The sequence below is a fragment of the Streptomyces sp. NPDC028928 genome (assembly GCF_055564915.1).
On sequence record NZ_JBVHVI010000010.1, the window covers coordinates 76,932 to 97,006 of the forward strand.

The 20,075-nt window shown below is 71.3% G+C and carries 16 protein-coding genes; 4 read left to right on the forward strand and 12 right to left on the reverse strand.

Translation table 11 applies throughout. The annotated features are described in order from the left end of the window. Positions 1 to 132: 132 nt before the first annotated feature. From ACZ4U1_RS24010 to ACZ4U1_RS24050, 9 genes are all read right to left on the reverse strand, one after another. Positions 133 to 966, reverse strand: a complete 834-nt coding sequence (locus tag ACZ4U1_RS24010) for an LURP-one-related family protein (RefSeq protein ID WP_467905828.1) — start codon at positions 964 to 966, stop codon at positions 133 to 135. 66 nt (positions 967 to 1,032) lie between these two features. Further along, positions 1,033 to 3,081, reverse strand: a complete 2,049-nt coding sequence (locus ACZ4U1_RS24015) for a phosphocholine-specific phospholipase C (protein WP_467905829.1) — start codon at positions 3,079 to 3,081, stop codon at positions 1,033 to 1,035. A gap of 186 nt (positions 3,082 to 3,267) precedes the next feature. After that, positions 3,268 to 5,445, reverse strand: coding sequence for a galactose-binding domain-containing protein (locus tag ACZ4U1_RS24020; RefSeq protein ID WP_467905831.1), 2,178 nt, complete (start codon positions 5,443 to 5,445; stop codon positions 3,268 to 3,270). A gap of 79 nt (positions 5,446 to 5,524) precedes the next feature. Further along, positions 5,525 to 7,108: a glycoside hydrolase family 13 protein gene (locus ACZ4U1_RS24025; protein ID WP_467905833.1), complete on the reverse strand. Its 1,584-nt coding sequence runs from the start codon at positions 7,106 to 7,108 to the stop codon at positions 5,525 to 5,527. Between the two features lie 31 nt (positions 7,109 to 7,139). Beyond that, positions 7,140 to 8,015, reverse strand: a complete 876-nt coding sequence (locus ACZ4U1_RS24030) for a carbohydrate ABC transporter permease (protein WP_467905835.1) — start codon at positions 8,013 to 8,015, stop codon at positions 7,140 to 7,142. After that, positions 8,012 to 8,968 carry a carbohydrate ABC transporter permease gene (locus tag ACZ4U1_RS24035; RefSeq protein WP_467905837.1) on the reverse strand — a complete coding sequence of 319 codons (957 nt, stop codon included), beginning with the start codon at positions 8,966 to 8,968 and terminating at the stop codon, positions 8,012 to 8,014. The genes ACZ4U1_RS24030 and ACZ4U1_RS24035 overlap by 4 nt, the downstream gene beginning before the upstream one ends. A 5-nt stretch (positions 8,969 to 8,973) precedes the next feature. Then, complete coding sequence (locus ACZ4U1_RS24040) at positions 8,974 to 10,326, reverse strand: ABC transporter substrate-binding protein (RefSeq protein WP_467905838.1); 1,353 nt, start codon at positions 10,324 to 10,326, stop codon at positions 8,974 to 8,976. A gap of 128 nt (positions 10,327 to 10,454) precedes the next feature. Next, complete coding sequence (locus tag ACZ4U1_RS24045; protein ID WP_467905840.1) at positions 10,455 to 11,453, reverse strand: LacI family DNA-binding transcriptional regulator; 999 nt, start codon at positions 11,451 to 11,453, stop codon at positions 10,455 to 10,457. A gap of 74 nt (positions 11,454 to 11,527) precedes the next feature. Beyond that, on the reverse strand, positions 11,528 to 12,199 hold the full coding sequence (locus tag ACZ4U1_RS24050; protein WP_467905842.1) for an MmyB family transcriptional regulator: 672 nt from the start codon (positions 12,197 to 12,199) through the stop codon (positions 11,528 to 11,530). A gap of 241 nt (positions 12,200 to 12,440) precedes the next feature. On the opposite strand from ACZ4U1_RS24050, the gene ACZ4U1_RS24055 reads away from it, so the two are divergent. Continuing rightward, a complete protein-coding gene (locus ACZ4U1_RS24055; RefSeq protein WP_467905844.1) occupies positions 12,441 to 13,097 on the forward strand; it encodes a helix-turn-helix domain-containing protein in 657 nt (218 codons plus the stop codon). Positions 13,098 to 13,254: 157 nt separating this feature from the next. Beyond that, positions 13,255 to 13,485, forward strand: a complete 231-nt coding sequence (locus tag ACZ4U1_RS24060; protein ID WP_467905845.1) for a hypothetical protein — start codon at positions 13,255 to 13,257, stop codon at positions 13,483 to 13,485. A 303-nt stretch (positions 13,486 to 13,788) separates the two neighbouring features. Here the strand turns inward: ACZ4U1_RS24060 and ACZ4U1_RS24065 are convergent, their stop codons facing one another. After that, entirely contained in the window at positions 13,789 to 14,469 is a 681-nt protein-coding gene (locus ACZ4U1_RS24065; RefSeq protein ID WP_467905847.1) for a 4'-phosphopantetheinyl transferase family protein, read from the reverse strand. Continuing rightward, positions 14,417 to 15,322: a metallophosphoesterase family protein gene (locus tag ACZ4U1_RS24070; protein ID WP_467905848.1), complete on the reverse strand. Its 906-nt coding sequence runs from the start codon at positions 15,320 to 15,322 to the stop codon at positions 14,417 to 14,419. The genes ACZ4U1_RS24065 and ACZ4U1_RS24070 overlap by 53 nt, the downstream gene beginning before the upstream one ends. A 312-nt stretch (positions 15,323 to 15,634) precedes the next feature. Here ACZ4U1_RS24070 and ACZ4U1_RS24075 point away from each other — a divergent pair, with 312 nt between their 5' ends. Further along, positions 15,635 to 16,747, forward strand: a complete 1,113-nt coding sequence (locus tag ACZ4U1_RS24075) for an ATP-grasp domain-containing protein (protein ID WP_467905850.1) — start codon at positions 15,635 to 15,637, stop codon at positions 16,745 to 16,747. A 194-nt stretch (positions 16,748 to 16,941) separates the two neighbouring features. Then, positions 16,942 to 18,627, forward strand: a complete 1,686-nt coding sequence (locus tag ACZ4U1_RS24080; protein ID WP_467905851.1) for a carbohydrate binding domain-containing protein — start codon at positions 16,942 to 16,944, stop codon at positions 18,625 to 18,627. A 49-nt stretch (positions 18,628 to 18,676) separates the two neighbouring features. Here the strand turns inward: ACZ4U1_RS24080 and ACZ4U1_RS24085 are convergent, their stop codons facing one another. Then, complete coding sequence (locus ACZ4U1_RS24085; RefSeq protein ID WP_467905852.1) at positions 18,677 to 20,014, reverse strand: 6-phospho-beta-glucosidase; 1,338 nt, start codon at positions 20,012 to 20,014, stop codon at positions 18,677 to 18,679. Positions 20,015 to 20,075: the final 61 nt, after the last annotated feature.

Below are 20,075 nucleotides of genomic sequence, written 5' to 3' on the forward strand. Positions count from 1 at the left end.
AGACGCCGTTGCTGCCGCAGCACAAGCGAGACAACCCCGGCCCCCTGCCGCCGTGGGGCCCCCCCGTGGCGGCGTCCGGTGCGGAAACGCATTCCGCGGCCCCCCCCCCCCGTCGCCGTACCGCCGTGCCGGTCAGCCCCAGCCGCGGGCGTCCTGCTTGAGGGCGGTGTCCACGGTCAGCGCCGTGGCCACCACGAGGCTCAGCAGCGGCTCGGGCAGCTGGTAGTGGATCTGCAGGACGTAGTTGTCCGCGGTCGTGAAGAGCGTCTTGGCGAGGCCTTCCCAGGTCTTGGTGATCCGGGCGACCTCGTTGTCCGCGTGGTCGACGATCGCGAAGTTCCAGGCCCGCCAGTTCTCCGCCTTGATCGCGCCGACCTGCTGGCCGTTCGCCATCATCGCGAAGTTGATCTTGCCGATCATGTTCTTCTGGACGATCTCGCCGACCGGCGAGCCGTCCGGGCGGGTCACGATCACCCGGGACTTGAAGATCTTCGCGGGCCGGGTCAGCAGCAGCTGCGGCTGGCCGTAGGCGTCGCGGATCTCCAGCTTGTGGGTGAGGAACTGGTCCAGGCTGGAGACGAAGCGCAGGATCTTGCGCAGGATGCCCTGCCCGACCTGGGTGACCGAGCCGATCTCCCGGCCGCTCTGATCCATGACCTTGTACTCGTTGGTCAGCTCGATCAGCTTGGCCTTCTGGTTCACGACCAGGACGGGCTCGGTGAAGAGGGTGCCGCCGCCGGGCCCGCCGGCCGTGACGCCGGCCTGCTTCTGCACCTGGCGCTGCACCTTGGCGTCGCCGGCCTGCTGCTGCGGGAAGGGTGCCTGCTGCGGCGGAACCTGCCCGGCGGGCTGCTGGGCGGGGTTGGTGTGCTCGGTCCACTGCGTGCCGTCCCAGTAGCGGAGCGTCTGCGCCGCCCCGTGCGGATCCGGGTACCAGCCTGCAGGAGTGTTCGATTGCGTGGTCACCGGGGCACACTACCTTGAGCTGACCGGTACCTGACCAGTCCGCACGGAGCGGTGTTCATCGCTCGTTCACCCCGTGACGATCGCCGGGTCACTGACGCCGGGCCGTCCGTTCTCCACGTGCCCGGCGAAGCCGCGCAGGAAGGCCGGGTCGGCGTCGGAGGTGACGGTCAGGTCGTACCAGCGCTTGCTCGCCGCGAGGCTCACGGTCTGCTTCACGGTCGCGCCGGGCCGCACCGTCACGGTGACCGGGCCGGCGCCGTAGCCGTCGGTCAGCTTCAGCCTCACCGTGCCGGAGCCCTTGTTGGTGAAGGTGAGTTCGATGTCGTCGCCCGCGTGCCGGGCGGTGACCTCGGGCCCGGCGACCTTGTTGCGGCCCTTGAAGACGCGCAGGAAGCCATTGGGGCCGTGCACGGCGAGGTCGTAGTTGCCGCCGGAGTAGACCGAGTTCCAGGTGTCCGAGAGCGTCCTGCCGGCCTCGGTGGTGTAGGTCCAGGGGCCGTCGGTGCGGCTGTTGGACGTGACGAGGAAGGCCGCGCCCGCGTACGCCCCCGAGGCGAACGTGAGCGTGAACCTGCCGGCCGCGGTGTCCGCCGAGCCGTCCACGACGGGGGCGTACTTCAGCGGGCGGGTGGGCCGGCTGCCGGGCTCCTGTGTGGGCAGGGAGGGGTGGGCGGGCGGCTTGGGCACGTAGTCCGGGTGGCGGTCGTGGTCCTTCGGCTGGTAGCCGGCCGTGGAGGGCAGCAGGGCCGGCGCGGTGTCCTTGCGGGAGAAGTCGAAGGCGCTGGTCAGGTCGCCGCATATGGCGCGCCGCCAGGGCGAGATGTTCGGCTCCCGGACGCCGAAACGTCGCTCGATGAACCGGATGATCGAGGTGTGGTCGAGGGTCTCGGAGCAGACGTAGCCGCCCTTGCTCCAGGGGGAGACGACCAGCATCGGCACCCGCTGGCCGAGGCCGTAGGGGCCGGCGACATGGCTGCTGTCGCCCTTGAACAGGTCCAGGGCGGGGTCCACCGTCGACCTGCCCTGGGCGGCGGAGGCCGGCGGGTAGGGCGGGATGACGTGGTCGAAGAAGCCGTCGTTCTCGTCGTAGGTGATGAACAGCGCGGTCTTCGCCCACACGTCGGGGTTGGCGGTCAGCGCGTCCAGGACCTGGGAGATGTACCAGGCGCCGTAGTTGGCGGGCCAGTTAGGGTGCTCGGTGAAGGCCTCGGGGGCGACGATCCAGGAGACCTGGGGCAGCCGGTCCGCCCGGACGTCCGCCTTCAGCTGGTCGAAGAAGCCCTCGCCCTTGCGGGCGTCGGTGCCGGTGCGGGCCTTGTCGTACAGCGGGTCGCCGGGCTTGGCGCCCCGGTACTGGTTGAAGTAGAGGAGCGAGTTGTCGCCGTAGTTGCCGCGGTAGGCGTCGTTGATCCAGCCCCAGGAGCCGTTCGCGTCGAGGCCGTCGCCGACGTCCTGGTAGATCTTCCAGGAGACCCCGGCCCGCTCCAGGCGCTCGGGGTACGTCGTCCAGCCGTAGCCCTTCTCGTCGTTGCCGAGGACCGGGCCGCCGCCCGTGCCGTCGTTGCCGGTGTACCCCGTCCACATGTAGTAGCGGTTGGGGTCGGTGGAGCCGATGAGCGAGCAGTGGTAGGCGTCGCAGATGGTGAAGGCGTCCGCGAGCGCGTAGTGGAAGGGGATGTCGTCGCGCGTCAGGTACGCCATCGTCGTCGCGGACTTCGCCGGCACCCACTTGTCGTACTTGCCGCCGTGGAACGCGGTGTGGCCGTCGTTCCAGCCGTGCGGGAGGTCCTGGATGAAGGCCAGGCCCAGGTCGTCGGCGTCGGGGTGGAACGGCAGGACGTCCTTGGTGCCGTCGGACTGCTTCCAGACGGACCTGCCGTTCTGGGTGACCGGGCGGGGGTCGCCGAAGCCGCGGACTCCTCGGAGCGAGCCGAAGTAGTGGTCGAAGGAACGGTTCTCCTGCATCAGGACGACGATGTGCTCGACATCGTCCACCGATCCGGTGCGGTAGTGGGCGGGCAGGGCGGCCGCGCGCTGGATGCTGCCGGACAGCGTGGAGAACGCCGTCGTGGCGCCGGCGAGTTGGAGGAAGCGCCGACGGTTGACTTCGGGCATGAGTGAGGGTCCTCTCATCCTGACGTTGCCGATGCCGTCAGATGACGGAATCTGCGCGGAGCGAGTGTTCCAAGAGCAGCAAACGTCAGGGAAGGGTCTGGTGGCGCTCATATGAAACTCGACGGTACGCGTGGTGCCGCGTCACCGGGACCCGTACCCCGGTGACGCGGCGGCGAACGGCCCCGGTCAGGCGGTCGGGTACGCCTCCACCTCGCTGAACTGCCCGGCCGGCCAGCCCGTGTTGGCGCTGACGCTCAGGCGCAGGTAGCGCAGGTTGGTGCCGCTGGGCAGGGAGACGGTCGCGGTGTTGCCGGTGGCCGGGTCGAAGCGGTAGCCCTGGGCGCCGACGACGGTCGCGTAGCCGGAGCCGTCGGTGCTGCCGAGCACCGTGATGGTCTGGGTACGGGCGCCCCAGGCGGCGGACGGCGGCAGCTTCAGCACCAGGCGGCGCACGGCGTAGGACGAGCCGAGGTCGACCGTCCAGGACTGCGGGAAGGCGTTGTTGGCGGACTCCCAGTAGGAGTTGGCGTCGCCGTCGACGGCCTTGCCGGGGGTGTAGACGTCCTGGGAGCCGGTCGCGGTGGCCGGGCGGCCCTTGGCGAGGTTGCGGTTCGGGTCGGGCTCGGGGTTGCCCTGTCCGGGCTGCGGCCAGGTGGAGCAGTCCGACCAGGTGCTCGCCCAGCCGGAGTTGCCGCCGCCGTCGGTGAGGGCGAAGGAGCCGGAGTTCGCAGGGAAGGGGCAGTTGTAGACGCCGGCCGCGCCGACCTGGGTGGCGGTGACGTTCTTGAAGGTCGCCGCGCCCTGCGCCTCGGCCTGGACCACGACCGTACCGGTGTTCTTCACGGTCGCGCCGGTGACGTTGACGTTCTTCACCGGGTAGCCGTGCCCGCCGCCGGAGACGAACTCGAAGGCGCTGTACGGGCTGTCGGTGATCGTCGTGTTGGTGATGTTGACCGTCGCGTTGATGGCGCTGTCGTAGGAGTCGACGCGCAGGGCGCCCATCGGGTGGCCCCAGTTGGGGTTCATGGCACCGGTGCGCACCAGCGTGTTGCCGTCGACCGTGATGGTGCCGGCGAGCGGGTGGAAGGGGTCCATGAACTTCTGGTTGGAGATCGCGATGCCGCTGCCGAGGGCGTTGGTGTCGGAGACCAGGTTGTTGCGTACGGCGATGTCGGTGCCGCCGTAGATCGCGATGCCGTTGGCGAGGTTGGGCTGCGCGATGGTGTTGTTCTCGAAGCTGGAGTCGGTGTCCGGGGAGTACAGCGACCACATGGCGAGGGAGTCGTCGCCCTGGTTGCGCAAAAAGTTGTCACGGACGCGGACGCCCTTCGCCGTGCCGTTGAGGTTGAGGCCGTCGGCGGTGGTGTCGAGGATGCGGTTGTTCTCCACCACCAGGTTGTCGTTGTCGCCCGTCAGCCAGAGGCCGACCTTGAGGTGCTGGATCCACATGCCGGAGACCGAGGAGTTCGGGCCCAGGGAGCCGTTGACGAAGTTGTCGGGGCTGGAGTCGACGCGTTCGGTGACCTCGCCGATGACCGCGAAGTCCTTGATGTGCACGTTGCCCGCCGAGCCGGACTGGTCGACGAAGCGGGAGGTGTGCACGACCGAGTGCCAGCTGCCGGCGCCCTGGAGGGTGACGTTCTGTACGCCGCTCAGGGAGGAGGTGATGCGGTAGTCGCCCGGCGGGATCCACACGGTGCCGCCCTGGGCGGCGGCGATGGCGTCCCGGAAGGCCTGGGTGGAGTCGCCGTTGCCGCTGGGGTCGGCGCCCTTGGAGACGACGGACACCGAACCGGCGGGCTGGGCGGCGGCCGGGGCGACCTGCTCGAAGTCGGCGACGTCGACGGTGACCTGGACGCCGGCCGCCTCGACGGCCACCTTGTCGCCGGCCTGGACGTTCTGCCCGAGCAACAGCCGGGTGTTGTCGAAGAAGTGGTGCGTCTTGGCGCCGGGGATCCAGCCGGTGTCGATGTAGGAGTACTTGGAGGTCACCGGCAGGGTCCTGGCGAGCCTGGTGCCGTTGACGTACACGTTCAGCGCGCCGGACTGGCCGTCCGGGACGCTGTAGGCGAGGTTCAGCGCGTTGGCGGCGCGTGGCACGGTGAACTCCACCCGCTGCCCGGCCGAGAGCCGGACGGCCTGCCGGCCGGAGGCCTCCGAGGCGAGGGTGCCCTGCGTGTAGTCGGGGCCGATCCTCGTGCCGTTGCCGCTCGCCGACTCGGCCTCCACGGAGGTGAAGGGGAGGCTCGCGCCCGCCGCCGCGTGGGCGGCCGGGGCAACGGTGACGAGCATGCCGGCGGCGAGGGCGGCGACCGCCCCGATGGCCGGCATGCGCCTGACATGTCTGGCAGTGGTGCTGTGCATGTGCTGATCCCTTCGTGGCGGGGGTGCGTGGGAGGGCGAACGGTGCGTGCGGGGACAGCCGGACGGGTGCGGGCGCGGGTCAGGCGCGCAGCCAGGCCGCCGTGTCCCGCGGCAGCCGGCCCGTGCTGTCCAGCGGGCCGCTGCTGAGCAGGAGCCGGGTGTGGGCGGGGAGGCCGGCGGGCGTGGCCGCGAGGTTGACCACGCACAGCACGCCGTCCGCGCGGGAGAAGGCGAGCACGCCGTCGGGGGCGGGCAGCCAGGTCAGGGGGCCGTCGCCGAACTGCGGGCGCAGCGCGATGGCCGTGCGGTAGAGGGAGAGCATGGAGCCGGGGTCGCGCTGTTGCCGGTCGACCGCGTACGACGCCCAGCCGGCCGGCTGGGGCAGCCACGGCTCCTCCCGCGAGCCGAAGCCCGCGTGCGGCAGTCCGGCGGCCCAGGGCAGCGGCACCCGGCAGCCGTCGCGGCCGGGGTCGGCGCCCCGCGAGCGGAAGTACATCGGGTCCTGGACGCGGTCGGCCGGGATGTCGGCCTCCGGCAGGCCCAGCTCCTCGCCCTGGTAGAGGTAGACCGAGCCGGGCAGCGCGAGCGACAGCAGGGCGGCGGCCCGGGCGCGCCGGGTGCCGAGCGCGAGGTCCGTCGGGGTGCCGAAGGCCTTGGTGGCGAAGTCGAAGGCGGTGTCCTCGCGGCCGTACCGGGTGACCGTGCGGGTGACGTCGTGGTTGCACAGCACCCAGGTGGCCGGGGCGCCGACGGGGGCGTGTTCGGCGAGGGTGGTGTCGATGGCGGCGCGCAGCCGGCCGGCGTCCCAGGGGCAGGACAGGAAGGAGAAGTTGAAGGCGGTGTGGAGTTCGTCGGGGCGCAGGTAGCGGGCGAAGCGTTCGGGGTCGGGGAGCCAGACCTCGCCGACGAAGACAGCGCCGTACTCGTCGGCCACCCGCCGCCAGGAGCGGTAGATGTCGTGGAGTTCGTCGCGGTCGAGGAAAGGGTGCGGCTCCGGGTGCGCGGCGAAGTCGGGGAGGTCCGGGTCCTTGGCGAGCAGGGCCGCCGAGTCGATCCGGACGCCGGCGACGCCCCGCTCCAGCCAGAAGCGCAGGATGTCCTCGTGCTCCCGGCGGACGGCCGGGTGCGCCCAGTTGAGGTCGGGCTGTTCGGGGGTGAACAGGTGCAGGTACCAGTCGCCGTCGGGCAGGCGGGTCCACACCGGTTCGGTGGACCCGGCGAACTGGGACGGCCAGTCGTTCGGCGGGAGTTCGCCGTGCGGGCCGCGTCCCCGGCGGAAGTGGAACAGCTCGCGCTCGGGGCTGCCGGGACCGGCGGCCAGCGCGGCCCGGAACCAGGGGTGCTGGTCGGAGACGTGGTTGGGCACGATGTCGACGATCGTGCGGATGCCCAGCTCGGCGGCCTCGGCGATGAGTTTCTCCGCCTCGGCGAGGGTGCCGAAGGCCGGGTCGATGGCCCGGTAGTCGGCGACGTCGTAGCCGCCGTCCTTCATCGGAGACACGTACCACGGCGTGAACCACAGGGCTTTCACGCCGAGTCCGGCGAGGTACGGCAGCCGGGCGCGGACGCCCGCGAGGTCGCCGGTGCCGTCGCCGTCGCCGTCCGCGAAGCTGCGGACGTACACCTGGTAGATGACGGCGGAGCGCCACCAGTGGTGTCCCACAGTTCCTGCCTTTCTGTCGGTCGGAGGGGCGTCAGCCCTTGGTGCTGCCCGCGCTGATCCCGGCGATGATGTGCCGCTGGAAGACGAGGAACAGCGCCACCATCGGAATGCTGGCGATCACCATCGCGGCGATGAGCACGGTGAGCTGGATGTTCTGCGACAGCTGGACCAGGGCCACGCTGATCGGCTGCTTCGCGGTGTCGGAGAAGACCATCAGCGGCCACAGGAAGTCCTGCCAGACGGCGACCAGCGCGAAGATCGACACCACGCCGAGCACCGGCCGGGACATGGGCAGGACGACGGACCACAGGGTTCGCAGCCTGCCGGCGCCGTCGATCTCGGCGGCTTCCAGGACCTCGCGCGGCAGTTGGTCGAAGAACCGTTTGAGCAGGTAGAGGTTGAAGGCGTTGGCGACCGCCGGGAGCCAGATGGCGAGGGGGTCGTTGAGCAGGCTGGTGTGGATCAGCGGCAGGTCGGCGACGGTCAGGTACTTGGGGACGACCAGGGCCTGCGCGGGAACCATGAGGGTGGCGAGGATGCCGCCGAGGACCACCTTGCCGAAGGCCGGCTTCAGCCGGGACAGGGAGTAGGCGGCGGCCGTGCAGAACACCAGCTGGAAGGCCCAGGCGCCGGCCGCCTGGACGAGCGTGTTCCCCAGGTGCTGCGGGAGCTGCATCAGGTCCCAGGCGTCGGTGTAGCCGTCGGCGTGCCAGTGCTCGGGTACGAGTGTCGGCGGGGTGCGGGCCACCTCGTCCGGGGACTTCAGCGCGCCGGTCACCATCCAGTACACGGGGAAGAGGAAGGCGAGCGCGAAGAGGACGAGGACGGCCGTGAACACCGTCCAGTAGACGGCCTTTCCGCGCGGGCGGGCGAGGGTGGCCGGGGAGACCAGGGTGCGGGTGCTCACGCGGTGTCCTCCTCACCGCGGGTGAGCCGCAGGTAGACGGCGGAGAAGGCGCCGAGCAGCAGCAGGAGCATCACGCTGAGGGCGCAGGCGCCGCCGAAGTCGTTGTAGAGGAAGGCGTACTTGTAGATCAGGTAGAGGACGGTGACGGTGGCGTTCTCGGGGCCGCCGCCGGTGATGACAAACGGTTCGGTGAACACCTGCATTGTGGCGATGATCTGAAGGAGCATCAGCATCAGGATCACGAACCGGGTCTGCGGGACCGTGACGTGCCGGACGCGCTGGAGGAGGTTCGCGCCGTCCAGTTCGGCGGCCTCGTACAGCTCGCCGGGGACGGACTGGAGTGCGGCCAGGTAGATGAGGACGGTGCCGCCCATGTTGGCCCAGGTGGCGACGATGACCAGGGAGACGAGGGCGGTGTCGGCGCCGTTGGACCAGTTCGAGGTGGGCAGGTGCAGCAAGCGCAGCGCCTCGTTGGCGAGGCCGGCTCCGGGGTCGTAGAACCACTTCCACAGCAGGGCGCTGACCACCGGCGGGATCATCACCGGCAGATACACCACGACTCGGAAGAACGCTTTGGCGTGCCGCAGTTCGTTCAGGACGAGGGCGAGGACGAAGGGGATCGCGAAGCCGATGAGGAGGGCCAGCAGGGTGAAGGTGAGGGTGTTGCGCCAGGCGGCCGTGAACTCGGGATCGTGCAGGACGCGGGTGAAGTTGGCGGTGCCGGCCCACTCGGGCGGGGAGCCCGGGGTGTAGGTCTGGAAGGCGATGACGACCGCGCGGATCGCCGGGTACCAGGAGAACAGGGCGAAGCAGAGGAGGCCGCCGAGGAGGAAGCCGTAGGCCCTGGCCTGGTCGATCAGGCGGCGCCGCCTGCGGTCCCCCGCTCCTGGCGGTGCCGGGACCGGGTGGACGGTGGCCTGTGCCGGGGGTCGTCGCTCGGCCGTCTTCGTCATGGCGGTCAGCTCCGGGCCAGAATGCTGTCGATCTTGCCGGACGCCTCCTTGAGGAGCTGGTCGATGTCGGCGTCCTTCTTGGTCAGGACGGCGGAGACGACGGCGTCGAGGACGGAGTAGATCTGCTGGGCGTGCGGCGGCTCGATCTTCAACCGAAGCTTGTGGCCGCCGTCGAGGAATGCCTGGTAGTTCTCCACCGGGACGTTGGCGTCGGCCTTCTTGGCCTGCTGGTCGGTGGCGTCGGCGGCGCCGGTGAACAGGCGCGGCTCGGGCAGGCCGACGGGGGCGTCGTGCTGCTTGGCGCGCGCGTAGTCGCCGAGGAAGCCCTTGCCCGGGGTGAGGAACATGTGGTCGAGCCACTTCAGGCCGGCGCGGATCTGGGCGGGCGTGTCGTGCTTGTTGAACATGTAGCCGTCGCCGCCGATGAGGGTGGCCTCGCCGCCCGGCATGGGGGCGAGGGCGAGGTCCTTGTAGCTGCCGCCCTTCTCCTTGACCAGGATCGGGATGTTGTCGGGGGCGGCGAGGTACATGCCGAGCTTGCCCGAACCCATCATCTGCTGCACGTCGTTGATGACGAGGAGCTGCTTGCTGCCCATGGAGTCGTCGGTCCACCGCATGGCGTGCAGGTTCTGGAGGACGGCGCGGCCCTCGGGGGTGTCGATGGTGGCCTTCTTGCCGTCCGCGCTGACGACGTCGCCGCCCTGGGAGTACAGCTCGGCGGTGAAGTGCCAGCCGCCCTGGTTCTGCGCGCTGTAGTCGGCGTAGCCGACCGTGCCGTCACCGAGGGCGGCGATCCTCTTCGCGGCGGCACGGACCTCGTCCCAGGTCGCCGGGGGTTTGTCGGGGTCGAGGCCGGCCTTCCGGAAGAGGCCGCGGTGGTAGATCAGCCCCATGGAGTAGCCGGTGCGCGGGATGCCGTAGACCTTGCCGTCCACGGTGTAGATGTCCCGCAGCTGCTTCTGGACGCTGTCGTAGTGCTTCAGTTCCTTGAGGTACGGGGTGAGGTCGGCGGCCTGGCGGACGTCGACGACGTGCCGCGCGTCCGTGAAGTACGTGTAGAACACGTCCTCCATCTGGCCGCCGGCCAGTTTGGCGTCGAAGGTCTTCGGGTCCTGGCAGGGGAAGGCGTCGTGCGCGACGACGTCGATGTCCGGATTCGCCTCCTCGAAGGCGGCGACGTCCTCCTCGAAGAAGGCGCGGTCCACCTCGGCGCTCTTCGGCGGCTCGCAGTTGACGGTGATGCGCGTCCTGCCGCCCGCCGAACCGCCGTCACCGGACCCGCAGGCGGTGGCGGCGAGGGCGAGCGAGGAAGAGACGCCGATCGCGACGACGGTACGGCGGAACCCGGTGCTTCTCATCGGTGGACCCCTCATGGCACTCGTGGCAGCAGCGGTGGGCGCCGCACACTCAAGCACCGCCGACAGCGGTCCGCAATATGTCGCGCAGAATCTGCAATTGTTTGACAGATAGATGGATCTTCTGGAGGTCAGTCGCGCGGGGCTTGCGCGGTGGAGCCGCGCACCACCAGCTCCGGCTCGAACAGCAGCTCCTCGGCGGGTACGGCGGTGCCGCCGATCTGCGCGTTCAGCAGCTCCACGGCCGCGCGCCCCATGGCCTCGATGGGCTGGCGGACGGTGGTCAGCGGGGGCTCGGTGCAGTTCATGAACGCCGAGTCGTCGTAGCCGACGACGGAGATCCGGCCCGGGACGTCGTACCCCTTGCGGCGGGCGGCCCGGACGGCGCCGAGCGCCAGCGGGTCGGAGGCGCAGATGATGCCGGTGACACCCCGGTCGATGAGCCGGGAGGCGGCGGCGTGACCGCCCTCGAGGGAGAAGATGGCGCGCGCGACGAACTCCTCCGGCAGACCGCCGGCGACCGCCCGGGCGGCGGCCAGTTTGCGGGCCGACGGTACGTGGTCACCGGGGCCGAGGACCAGGCCGATGCGCTCGTGCCCGAGGGAGGCCAGGTGCCGCCAGGCCTGTTCGACGGCTACGGCGTCGTCGCAGGACACACCCGGGAAGCCGAGGTCCTCGATGGCCGCGTTGACCAGCACCACCGGGATGTTGCGCTCGGCCAGCAGCCGGTAGTGGTCGTGCGGCGCGTCGGCCTGGGCGTACAGGCCGCCGGCGAACACGACTCCGGAGACCTGCTGCTGGAGCAGCAGCTCGACGTAGTCCGCCTCCGACACCCCGCCCTTGGTCTGCGTGCACAGCACCGGGGTCAGCCCCAGCTGGGCGAGGGCGCCGCCGATGACCTCGGCGAACGCCGGGAAGATGGGGTTCTGCAGCTCGGGCAGGACGAGGCCGACCAGCCGGGCGCGCTCGCCGCGCAGCTGGGTGGGGCGCTCGTAGCCGAGGACGTCGAGGGCGGTCAGCACCGCCTGCCGGGTGGCTTCGGAGACTCCGGGCTTGCCGTTGAGCACCCGGCTGACGGTGGCCTCGCTGACCCCGACCTTCTTCGCCACTTCCGCAAGTCGTCGTGTCATGGAACGCAAGCCTAGCGCAAGCGATGCAAGCGGCTTGCGTAACGGAGTGACGGCGACGTGCCGGGGTGGTCGGGTCAGTTACCGGGGGACGGGACGACCGTCAGATGCGAGGCGGCACCCCGCGGGCGGCGCTGCCGGCGCACCGGAGCGGCGGACCGGCGCGGGTCGCGCAGGATCATCGTCAGACGCCGGTAGCCCAGTTCCAGCAGCGGCTGCGAGGACTCCTCCACGATGCGGCACTCGGTGCGCCCGCGGCGCGGGTCCGGGTGGTGCAGGAGGCGTACGGCGCCGTCGAGGCGGGTCGCGGCCTCGCCGACGGACCGGATCCAGTGCGGCAGGCCCTGCCGGTAGGCGGCCTCCATGATCGGGTCCTGGGCGATGTCCCGGCGCAGCGCCTGGAGTTCGTGGTCGTGGGCGTGCGCCTCCAGGGCGGACCGGACCTGGGCCAGCATGGGCAGGCACCAGCCGGGCTCGTGCTCGCCGAGGACCTCGCCCGCGTCGGGGTGGAACAGCACGAACCTGAGGAAGTTCTCGCCCGGCATGGCCGTCGGATGGGGGCGCACGCCCTGGAAAAGTGTCTCGAACGCGCTGTTGGCCATGACCACGTTCCAGTGGCGGTCCACGACCATCGACGGGCAGGACAGGTACTCCAGCAGCGCTCCGTAGTCCTGAAGGTAAGCCTGGGTCTCGCAGGTCTCGGGGACGGGCCGCGGTGCCGGCCGCTGCCCTCCTGCCTGATGTGCCATCGGGAGGTCACCCCTCTTGCCTCTGCGGCCTTTCTCGCGGCGATGCGATCCTGCTGCCCCGGCAAGAGTCGTGTCAACTATCGTGGCATTTCATGCCGGTTGACGGCTGAAATTCGCCACAGTTGTGGCGACACCTGGATGTGAGTTCGAGACACCGGCTACTCTCCGGGAAGTTCACGGCGATCGCTCGTGAGAAGCACGGACGCATCTGAAGCCCTCTAGAGACGTAGGAGTTCTGTCGGTGACGGATGGCTACGAGGATCCGGGCGCCTCGGCGACCGCCCAGCTGCCGGCCGTCGTCGCCCGCGTCACCGCGCTCGCCGACCGCCTCGGTGTGCCGCACGCCGAGGTCTTCGACGTCGGGCGGCTCTCCATCGCCTGCGGGGTGCCGGAGCCGGTGGTCAGGGCCCTGCTCAGCGGTCGGCCCGCGGGCGAGCCGGACGTCCAGGCCCGCTTCCTGCAGCGCCTGGACCTGCTGCGCCGTACCCGGCTGAAGCCGAACGGCCGCAAGTACACCCAGCAGGAGATCGCCGACGGCGCGGGCATGTCCCGCCAGCAGGCCGGCGCCCTCATCAACGGCGACCGGCGGCCCACCATGGAGCACTGTGACGCGTTGCAGCGCTTCTTCCGGGTGCACGCGGGCTTCCTCACCGCGGAGGACCCCGAGGCGCTGGCGGGCGCGCTGCAGCGTACCGAGCAGGAGCTGCTGCAGAAGCTGGCGGACCGGGAGCGGGCCGCCGCCGAGACCGCGGAGGATCCGCTGGAGCGGCTGCTGCAGGACCACGGCGTGCGCGGAATCGCCTGGCGGGCCGCGCAGTTGCCCACCGACCAGCACCGGGACAAGGTCGCCGAGTGGCTGGACATGCTCCTGGAGAGCGTGAAGCGGCCCGAGTCGTGAGACGGGGGCGCGGGCGGGGGGTTCTGACACGGTTCGGCCTCGGCTAAGCGGGCTAACCGGCGCGGAGCCAGACGGCGTTGTCAGTGGTGGGCGGCAAGCTGGGAGGTGTGCGCCGCAGGGCGCGCCACCGTGACGCCTACTCGGGGAGAGCCGACCGATGCCCACCGCCGTACTGACCGACCGTGAGCGTACCGCCGTCCAGGCCTACCTGCGGCTGCTGCACACGGTGCGCGCCGCCTTCGACGGACCACCGGACGAGGCACGGCCCGTCGTCGTCCCGCCCGCCGTCCTCGCCGAGGCGGAACAGGCACTGGCCCGCGCGGGCCTCGCGGGCAACGAGGAGTCGTTCTTCCGGCTCCTCCGCGAGTGGTGCCCCCCACCAGCGTGACCCTCCGGCCGCCCCGGCACCGCCGCCGTTCACCCGAACGGCGGCGAGCGGACGGCGACCAGGCCGAGGGGACGGGCGGCCGCCGGTCCTGCCGGGGTGCACGTCGGGACCCTCCGGCGTCGGCCACGGCCCGGCAACACACCGGCACCGCCCCGATCGGGGACACACCGGAACCAGCTCCGCCCGGCAACACACCGGCAACGACAGCACGGGGCCCCGGCCCTCCGGCTCAGCGGCCCCCGACAGGGGGGGACAGCCGCGCCGCCGGTCCGGCGGGGTGGACGCGAGTGCGGGCCGGGGTCGTCAGGTGTGCGGTATGACCACCGACGTGGCCACCACGCCCTCCCGTACCGTCCAGCGGCCCTCGAAGGTCTGGAGGCGGTGGCCGTTGACCAGGGGGCCGGGGACGAGGAGTTCGGCGTGCAGGGTGCCGTACGGGTTGCCGTGGGGGTCCGGGTGGAGCGTGATGTCGGCCTCGGAGAAGTCCAGCCACTTGCGGGTGAGCGGGAACCACGCCTTGTAGACGGACTCCTTGGCGCTGAACAGCAGGCGGTCCCAGTGCACGGCGGGCCACCGCGCGGACAGCCGGTCGAGCCGTGCGGCCTCGGCGGGCAGGAAGACGGATTCGGCTACGCCCTCCGGGAGCGGCCCGTGGGGTTCGGCGTCGATGCCGAGGGAGACGAGGTCGGCGGCGCGGACCAGCGCGGCGGCGCAGTAGCCGTCGCAGTGGGTCATGCTGCCGATCAGCCCGTCCGGCCAGCGCGGAGCGCCGCGCTCCCCGCTGAGCACCGGCTGCGGCGGCACGCCGAGCTTCTCCATCGCGCGCCGGGCACACCCGCGCACGGCCGCGAACTCACGCCGCCGCTTCGCCACCGAGCGCGCGACCAGCGGTTCCTCCGCCGGATAGAGCGGGGCCTCCCACAGCGGGTCGTCAGCGCGCGCCTCCACGGCCACGACCGACTCCGGGAGCAGCTCCTCGATCACCTGCTTCGACCTCCATCGGCAGAACGCGGCGCAGCCTCCCCGGGGGGTCCGGGCGCTTGCGCCACTCGCGCGGGTATCCGACGGAGACCTCCAGGAAGCGGACTCCGTCGTGCCAGGTGGTGCGGGGGATGTGCAGATGGCCGTAGACCATGGTGGCGACGCGGAACCGCCGGTGCCAGTCGGCGGTCAGCGTGGTCCCGCACCACATGGCGAACTCGGGGTGCCACAGGACCTCGGTGGGGTGCCGGTGCAGCGGCCAGTGGCCGGCCAGCACGGTCGGCAGGTCCGCGGGCAGCTCGGCGAGCCTGCGCTCGGTCTCGGCGACCCGTGCCCGGCACCAGGCCTCACGGGTCGGATAGGGGTCGGGGTGCAGCAGGAACTCGTCGTTGCAGACGATGCCCGTGCTCTCCGCGTAGGCCAGGCCCTCCGCCTTGGTGGTGGAGCCGGCCGGCAGGTACGAGTAGTCGTACAGCAGGAACAGCGGGGCGACGGCGACCGGGCCGCCGGGGCCGTGCCACACCGGGTAGGGGTCCTCGGGGGTGACGACGCCCAGCTCGCGGCAGACCTCGACCAGGTGCTCGTAGCGGGCGACGCCGCGCAGGGTGACCGGGTCGCTCGGATGGGTCCACAGCTCGTGGTTGCCGGGCGCCCACAGCACCTTGCGGAAGCGGCTCGCGAGCGTCTCAAGGGCCCAGCGGACGTCGGCCACGGTCTCCGCGACGTCACCGGCCACGATCAGCCAGTCCTCGTCGCTCTCCGGACGCATGCCCTCGATCAGGGCGCGGTTCTCCGGATAGCTGATGTGCAGGTCGCTGATGGCCAGCAGCTGTCCGGCCCCGGCCGTCGACTCCACCCGCGCGCCCCTTCCCGATCATCCGATGACACAACGAGACCACATCGACCGGTCCCGGGACAAGAGGATCCTGTCCGCGTGTCAGCTTCCGGCGGCCGGCGCGGGCAGCCGGCCGGCCCCGTGTCCGTGATCGGAGGGGTCGGGAATCCGTAACCCCCGCGTTGCACGAGGCACCTCTTGAAAGCCGTATGATCGCCCCGACACCAGCGCCCTCAACTCCCCTTCGAACGGGGCCGTTTGGTGACCCTTCCTCCCACCTGCCCGGGCACGGGCCGCTCCGCCCTGCCCGCACACCCCCGAAAGGCGGCCTGCATGCTCTCTCGCGTACGCGTCTGGCTCAACCGCACGTACGCGGAGAACGTGTTCTTCATGGATCAGCTGCGGAGAAATCCCAGCGATCGCGCGGTCGAGATCCACGCCACGCACGGCGACCCCGACTCCCCCGTGCTGGCCGCCGCCGACACCGCCGACCTGGAGCCGGAGGGCCTGTCCCCGGCCGCGTACGTCGAGTACGCCCTCGACCAGTGCGTCCGGCGCGGCATCGACGTGTTCGTGCCCCGGCTGCACCAGGCCGCGATCGTGGCGCACCGGGCCGAGTTCGCGGCGGCCGGTACGGCGCTGCTGGCGCCGACGCCCGAGGCGGTCGCCGTCTTCGAGGACAAGGCGACCGCGTACGAGGCGGTGCGCTCGGTGGGCGTACCGGTGCCGCCGTGGCACCGGGTCCGGACGGCCGACGAACTCGTCGCCGCTGTCGAGGAGTTGGAGGCGGCCGGACACCGGGCGTGCTTCAAGCCCGCCGCCGGCGCGGGCGGGGTGGGCTTCCGGGTGATCACCCGGTCCCCCTTCTCGCTCGCGCACCTGAACGGCTTCCCGGGCCCGTACGTCCAGCTGGACCTGGTCGTCGACGCGCTGCGGCGGGCGGAGGAGCCCGTGGACTGGCTGGTGATGCCCCGCCTGGAGCAGCCCGAGGTGTCCGTCGACTGCCTGACCGGGCCGGACAACCGGGTACGGCTCGCCGTGGGCCGCACCAAGAACGGCCGCCGCCGGGGCTTCACCCTGGACGAGCGCTGGCTGGCGCCGGCCCGGCTGATCGCGGAGGGCTTCGGGCTGCACCACCTGTCCAACATCCAGTTCCGGATGCTCGGCGACCGCCCGGTGCTGCTGGACGTCAACACCAGGCCCGCGGGCGGACTCCATCAGCTGTCGCTCTGTGGGGTGAACGCGCCGTGGGCGGCGGTGCGGTTGGCGCTGGGCGAGGATCCCGGGGTGATCGAGCCGCCGTTCCTGGGGCAGGACTACACGGTGGTGTCGGGGCCGCGCCCGCTGTCGCCTGCGGTGCTTCCGCGGCAGCGGGTGGAGTCGGCCGAGGTGCTGCTGCCCGCCGTGCCGGCGCCCGTGCAGGCGGCTCAGGTGCTGCCGCTCTAGGGCTTGCGCGGGCTGCCGGTCCGTTGGGGGCTTGGCGCGCGGTTTCCCGCGCCCCCGGGCCGGCGCACCCTGGCGGTATGGACCAATCCCGCCGGATCCCTTGACAGGCGAATTGGTCCATACCAAATTCGTTGGCGCAACGCTTCCGCACTCCCCTGCACTCCCGAAGTCCCCGTCCCCACAAGGGAGATCGCGTGCGCTTCTCACTCGGGCGTTCCAGACGCCGGCTTCTCGCTCTGCTCGGTTCCGCCGCTCTCGCCGTCGGTGGGGCCGTCGCCCTTCCCGGTACGGCCCACGCGGCCGACATCCTCACCAACCCCGGTTTCGAGTCGGGCGGACTCGCGCCCTGGACCTGCACCGGCAACCTGGGCTCGGTCGTCTCCTCCCCCGTGCACGGCGGCGCCAAGGCGTTGCAGGGTGCGGTGACATCCAGTGACACCGCGCGGTGCAGCCAGACCATCGCCGTCCAGCCGAACACGACGTACAGCCTCAGCGGCTGGGTGCGCGGCAGCTACGTGTACCTCGGTGTCGACGGCGGCGCCTCCACCTGGACCTCGTCCCCGTCGGCGTACAGCCGGCTCAGCGTGTCCTTCACCACCGGAGCCGCGCAGACCAGCGCGACCGTGTACGTGCACGGCTGGTACGCCCAGGGCACCTACTACGCCGACGACATCAGCCTGGACGGCCCGGGCGGCGGAGGCGGCGGGGACACGCAGGCGCCGACCGCGCCCAGCGGGCTCGCCTCCACCGGCAGGACGTCGTCGAGCGTGTCCCTGAAGTGGAACGCCGCCACGGACGACGTGGGCGTGACGGCGTACGACATCTACAGCGGAGCGGGCCGGCTCCTCAGCGTCCCCGGGACGTCCGCCACGGTCAGCGGGCTGTCGCCGAGCACCAGCTACACCTTCACGGTGAAGGCGCGGGACGCGGCCGGGAACACCTCGCCCGCCTCCGACTCGGTGACGGTGACGACCGACGCCGGCACCGGCGGCGGCACCGGGTTCAAGCAGGCGGCGCCGTACCTGTACGAGGGCTGGGGCGATCCGCCGAACCCGACCACGGTGATGAGCGCGACCGGGGCCACGTGGTTCACCATGGCGTTCGTGCTGGACTCCGGCGGCTGCACCCCTGCCTGGGACGGCCGGCGGGCACTGACCGGCGGGGTGGACCAGACGGCCATCAACCAGATCCGGTCGGCCGGCGGTGACATCGTCCCGTCGTTCGGCGGCTGGCAGGGCAGCAAGCTCGGCGCCAACTGCTCCTCCGCGAGCGCGCTCGCCGGGGCGATCCAGAAGGTCGTCGACGCCTACGGCCTGAAGGCGATCGACTTCGACATCGAGAACACCGACGAGTTCGAGAACGAGGCCGTCCAGGCCAAGATCCTCACCGCGCTGAAGACGGTCAAGGCCGCCAACCCGGGCCTGAAGACCATCGTCACCTTCGGCACCTCCACCACCGGGCCGACGTACTACGGCAACCGGCTCATCGAGCAGGCCAAGTCGCTGGGCGCGGACATCGACGTGTTCACCATCATGCCGTTCGACTTCGGTGGCGGCTCGGACATGTACGGCAACACCGTGAACGCGACGGAGGGGCTGAAGAACAAGCTGAAGTCCACCTTCGGCTGGGACGACGCGACCGCCTACGCGCACATCGGGATCTCCGGCATGAACGGCCTGTCCGACCAGCAGGAGACGACGACGCCCGCCATCTGGACGCAGATCCGGGACTGGGCGAACGCGCACCACATCGCGCGGCTCGCCTTCTGGTCGGTCAACCGCGACCGGCCCTGCCCGGGCGGCGGGGTCGCCGAGAACTGCTCCGGGATCAGCCAGAGCACCTGGCAGTTCACCTCGATCACGGCCGGCTTCACCGGCTGACGACGCTCGGACAGTGCGGAGGGCCGCTCGGCGGGGCGGCCCTCCGCACTCATGCCAGGTACGCCAGGCCCGGGTGGACCTCGGTGTAGCGCTCGACCAGCCGGCGGGCCACGGTCACCGAGTCGACCAGCGGATGCAGCGCGAAGGCCTTCACGGCGGTCGTCCGGGAACCCGACTCGGCGGCGGCGAGCACCTCGCGCTCGACGGCCTTGACCGCGCACACCAGGCCGGTGGCGTGCGCGGGCAGCGGATCGGCGGCGAGCGGGTGGGCGCCGCCCGCGTCCACCAGGCACGGGACCTCGACGACCGCCTCGGCGTCCAGGACGGGCAGGGTGGAGCGGTTGCGGACGTTGAGGATCAGGGTGGCGCGTTCGTCCCGGGCGATGGCCCGCATCAGGGCCAGGGCGACCTTCTCGTACCCGCCGGAGAGGTCCTCGGCCTCGCGTTCCCCCGCGCCGGCGCTCTCCCGGTTCTCGGCCATGTAGGTGGCCTCGCGCTCGGCGCGGGTGCGGTCCCAGGCGCGCAGGGCGGAGACGCCGGGGTCGGCCGCCTCCTCGTAGAACCGGGCCTGCTGGTCGCGCAGGAAGGCACCCCGGGTCTGAGCGGCGCTCTTGTAGGCGCGGACGGTCTCCCGGTTGAAGTAGTAGTAGTGCAGGTACTCGTTGGGGATCGCGCCGAGGGCGCGCAGCCAGTCGGCGCCGAACAGCTTCCCCTCCTCGAAGGAGCCGAGCAGCGCGGGGTCGCCGAGGAGGCGCGGCAGTACGTCGCGGCCGGCGACCCGCAGACCGCGCACCCAGCCGAGGTGATTGAGGCCGACGTAGTCGATGAAGGCCTCGTTCGGGTCGGCGCCGAGGACGCGGGCGATACGGCGGCCGAGGCCCACCGGCGAGTCGCAGATGCCGATGACGCGGTCGCCGAGGTGGCGGGACATGGCCTCGGTGACCAGTCCGGCCGGGTTGGTGAAGTTGATGACCCAGGCGTCCGGGGCGAGGCGGGCCACGCGCCGGGCGATGTGGACGGCGACGGGGACCGTGCGCAGCCCGTAGGCGATCCCGCCCGCCCCGACGGTCTCCTGGCCCAGCACGCCTTCCGCGAGCGCGACCCGTTCGTCGTCCGCCCTTCCCTCCAGGCCGCCGACGCGGATCGCGGAGAAGACGAAGTCGGCGCCGCGCAGGGCCTCGTCCAGGTCGGTGGTGGCGGTCACGGTGGGCGCGTCGGCGATCCCGGCGGCCTGCTCGGCCAGGACCCGGGTCACCGCACGCAGCCGGCGCTCGTCCAGATCGTGCAGCACGACCTCGGTGACCCGCCCCTCGGCGTGGTCGGTCAACAGCGCGCCGTACACCAGGGGAACCCGGAATCCGCCGCCACCCAGAATCGTCAGCCTCACGCCCGCACCTTTCTTCGCGCCTGCACCCTTCTAGCAGACCAGCACGGCGCTCGCGGACCAC

Bases quoted from the DNA above. Each gene is read 5' to 3' on its own strand.
- ACZ4U1_RS24045 (WP_467905840.1), bottom strand. From the start codon at position 11,453: ATGACACGACGACTTGCGGAAGTGGCGAAGAAGGTCGGGGTCAGCGAG.
- ACZ4U1_RS24015 (WP_467905829.1), bottom strand. From the start codon at position 3,081: ATGCCCGAAGTCAACCGTCGGCGCTTCCTCCAACTCGCCGGCGCCACG.
- ACZ4U1_RS24035 (WP_467905837.1), bottom strand. From the start codon at position 8,968: ATGACGAAGACGGCCGAGCGACGACCCCCGGCACAGGCCACCGTCCAC.
- ACZ4U1_RS24040 (WP_467905838.1), bottom strand. From the start codon at position 10,326: ATGAGAAGCACCGGGTTCCGCCGTACCGTCGTCGCGATCGGCGTCTCT.
- ACZ4U1_RS24020 (WP_467905831.1), bottom strand. From the start codon at position 5,445: ATGCACAGCACCACTGCCAGACATGTCAGGCGCATGCCGGCCATCGGG.
- ACZ4U1_RS24050 (WP_467905842.1), bottom strand. From the start codon at position 12,199: ATGGCACATCAGGCAGGAGGGCAGCGGCCGGCACCGCGGCCCGTCCCC.
- ACZ4U1_RS24060 (WP_467905845.1), top strand. From the start codon at position 13,255: ATGCCCACCGCCGTACTGACCGACCGTGAGCGTACCGCCGTCCAGGCC.
- ACZ4U1_RS24075 (WP_467905850.1), top strand. From the start codon at position 15,635: ATGCTCTCTCGCGTACGCGTCTGGCTCAACCGCACGTACGCGGAGAAC.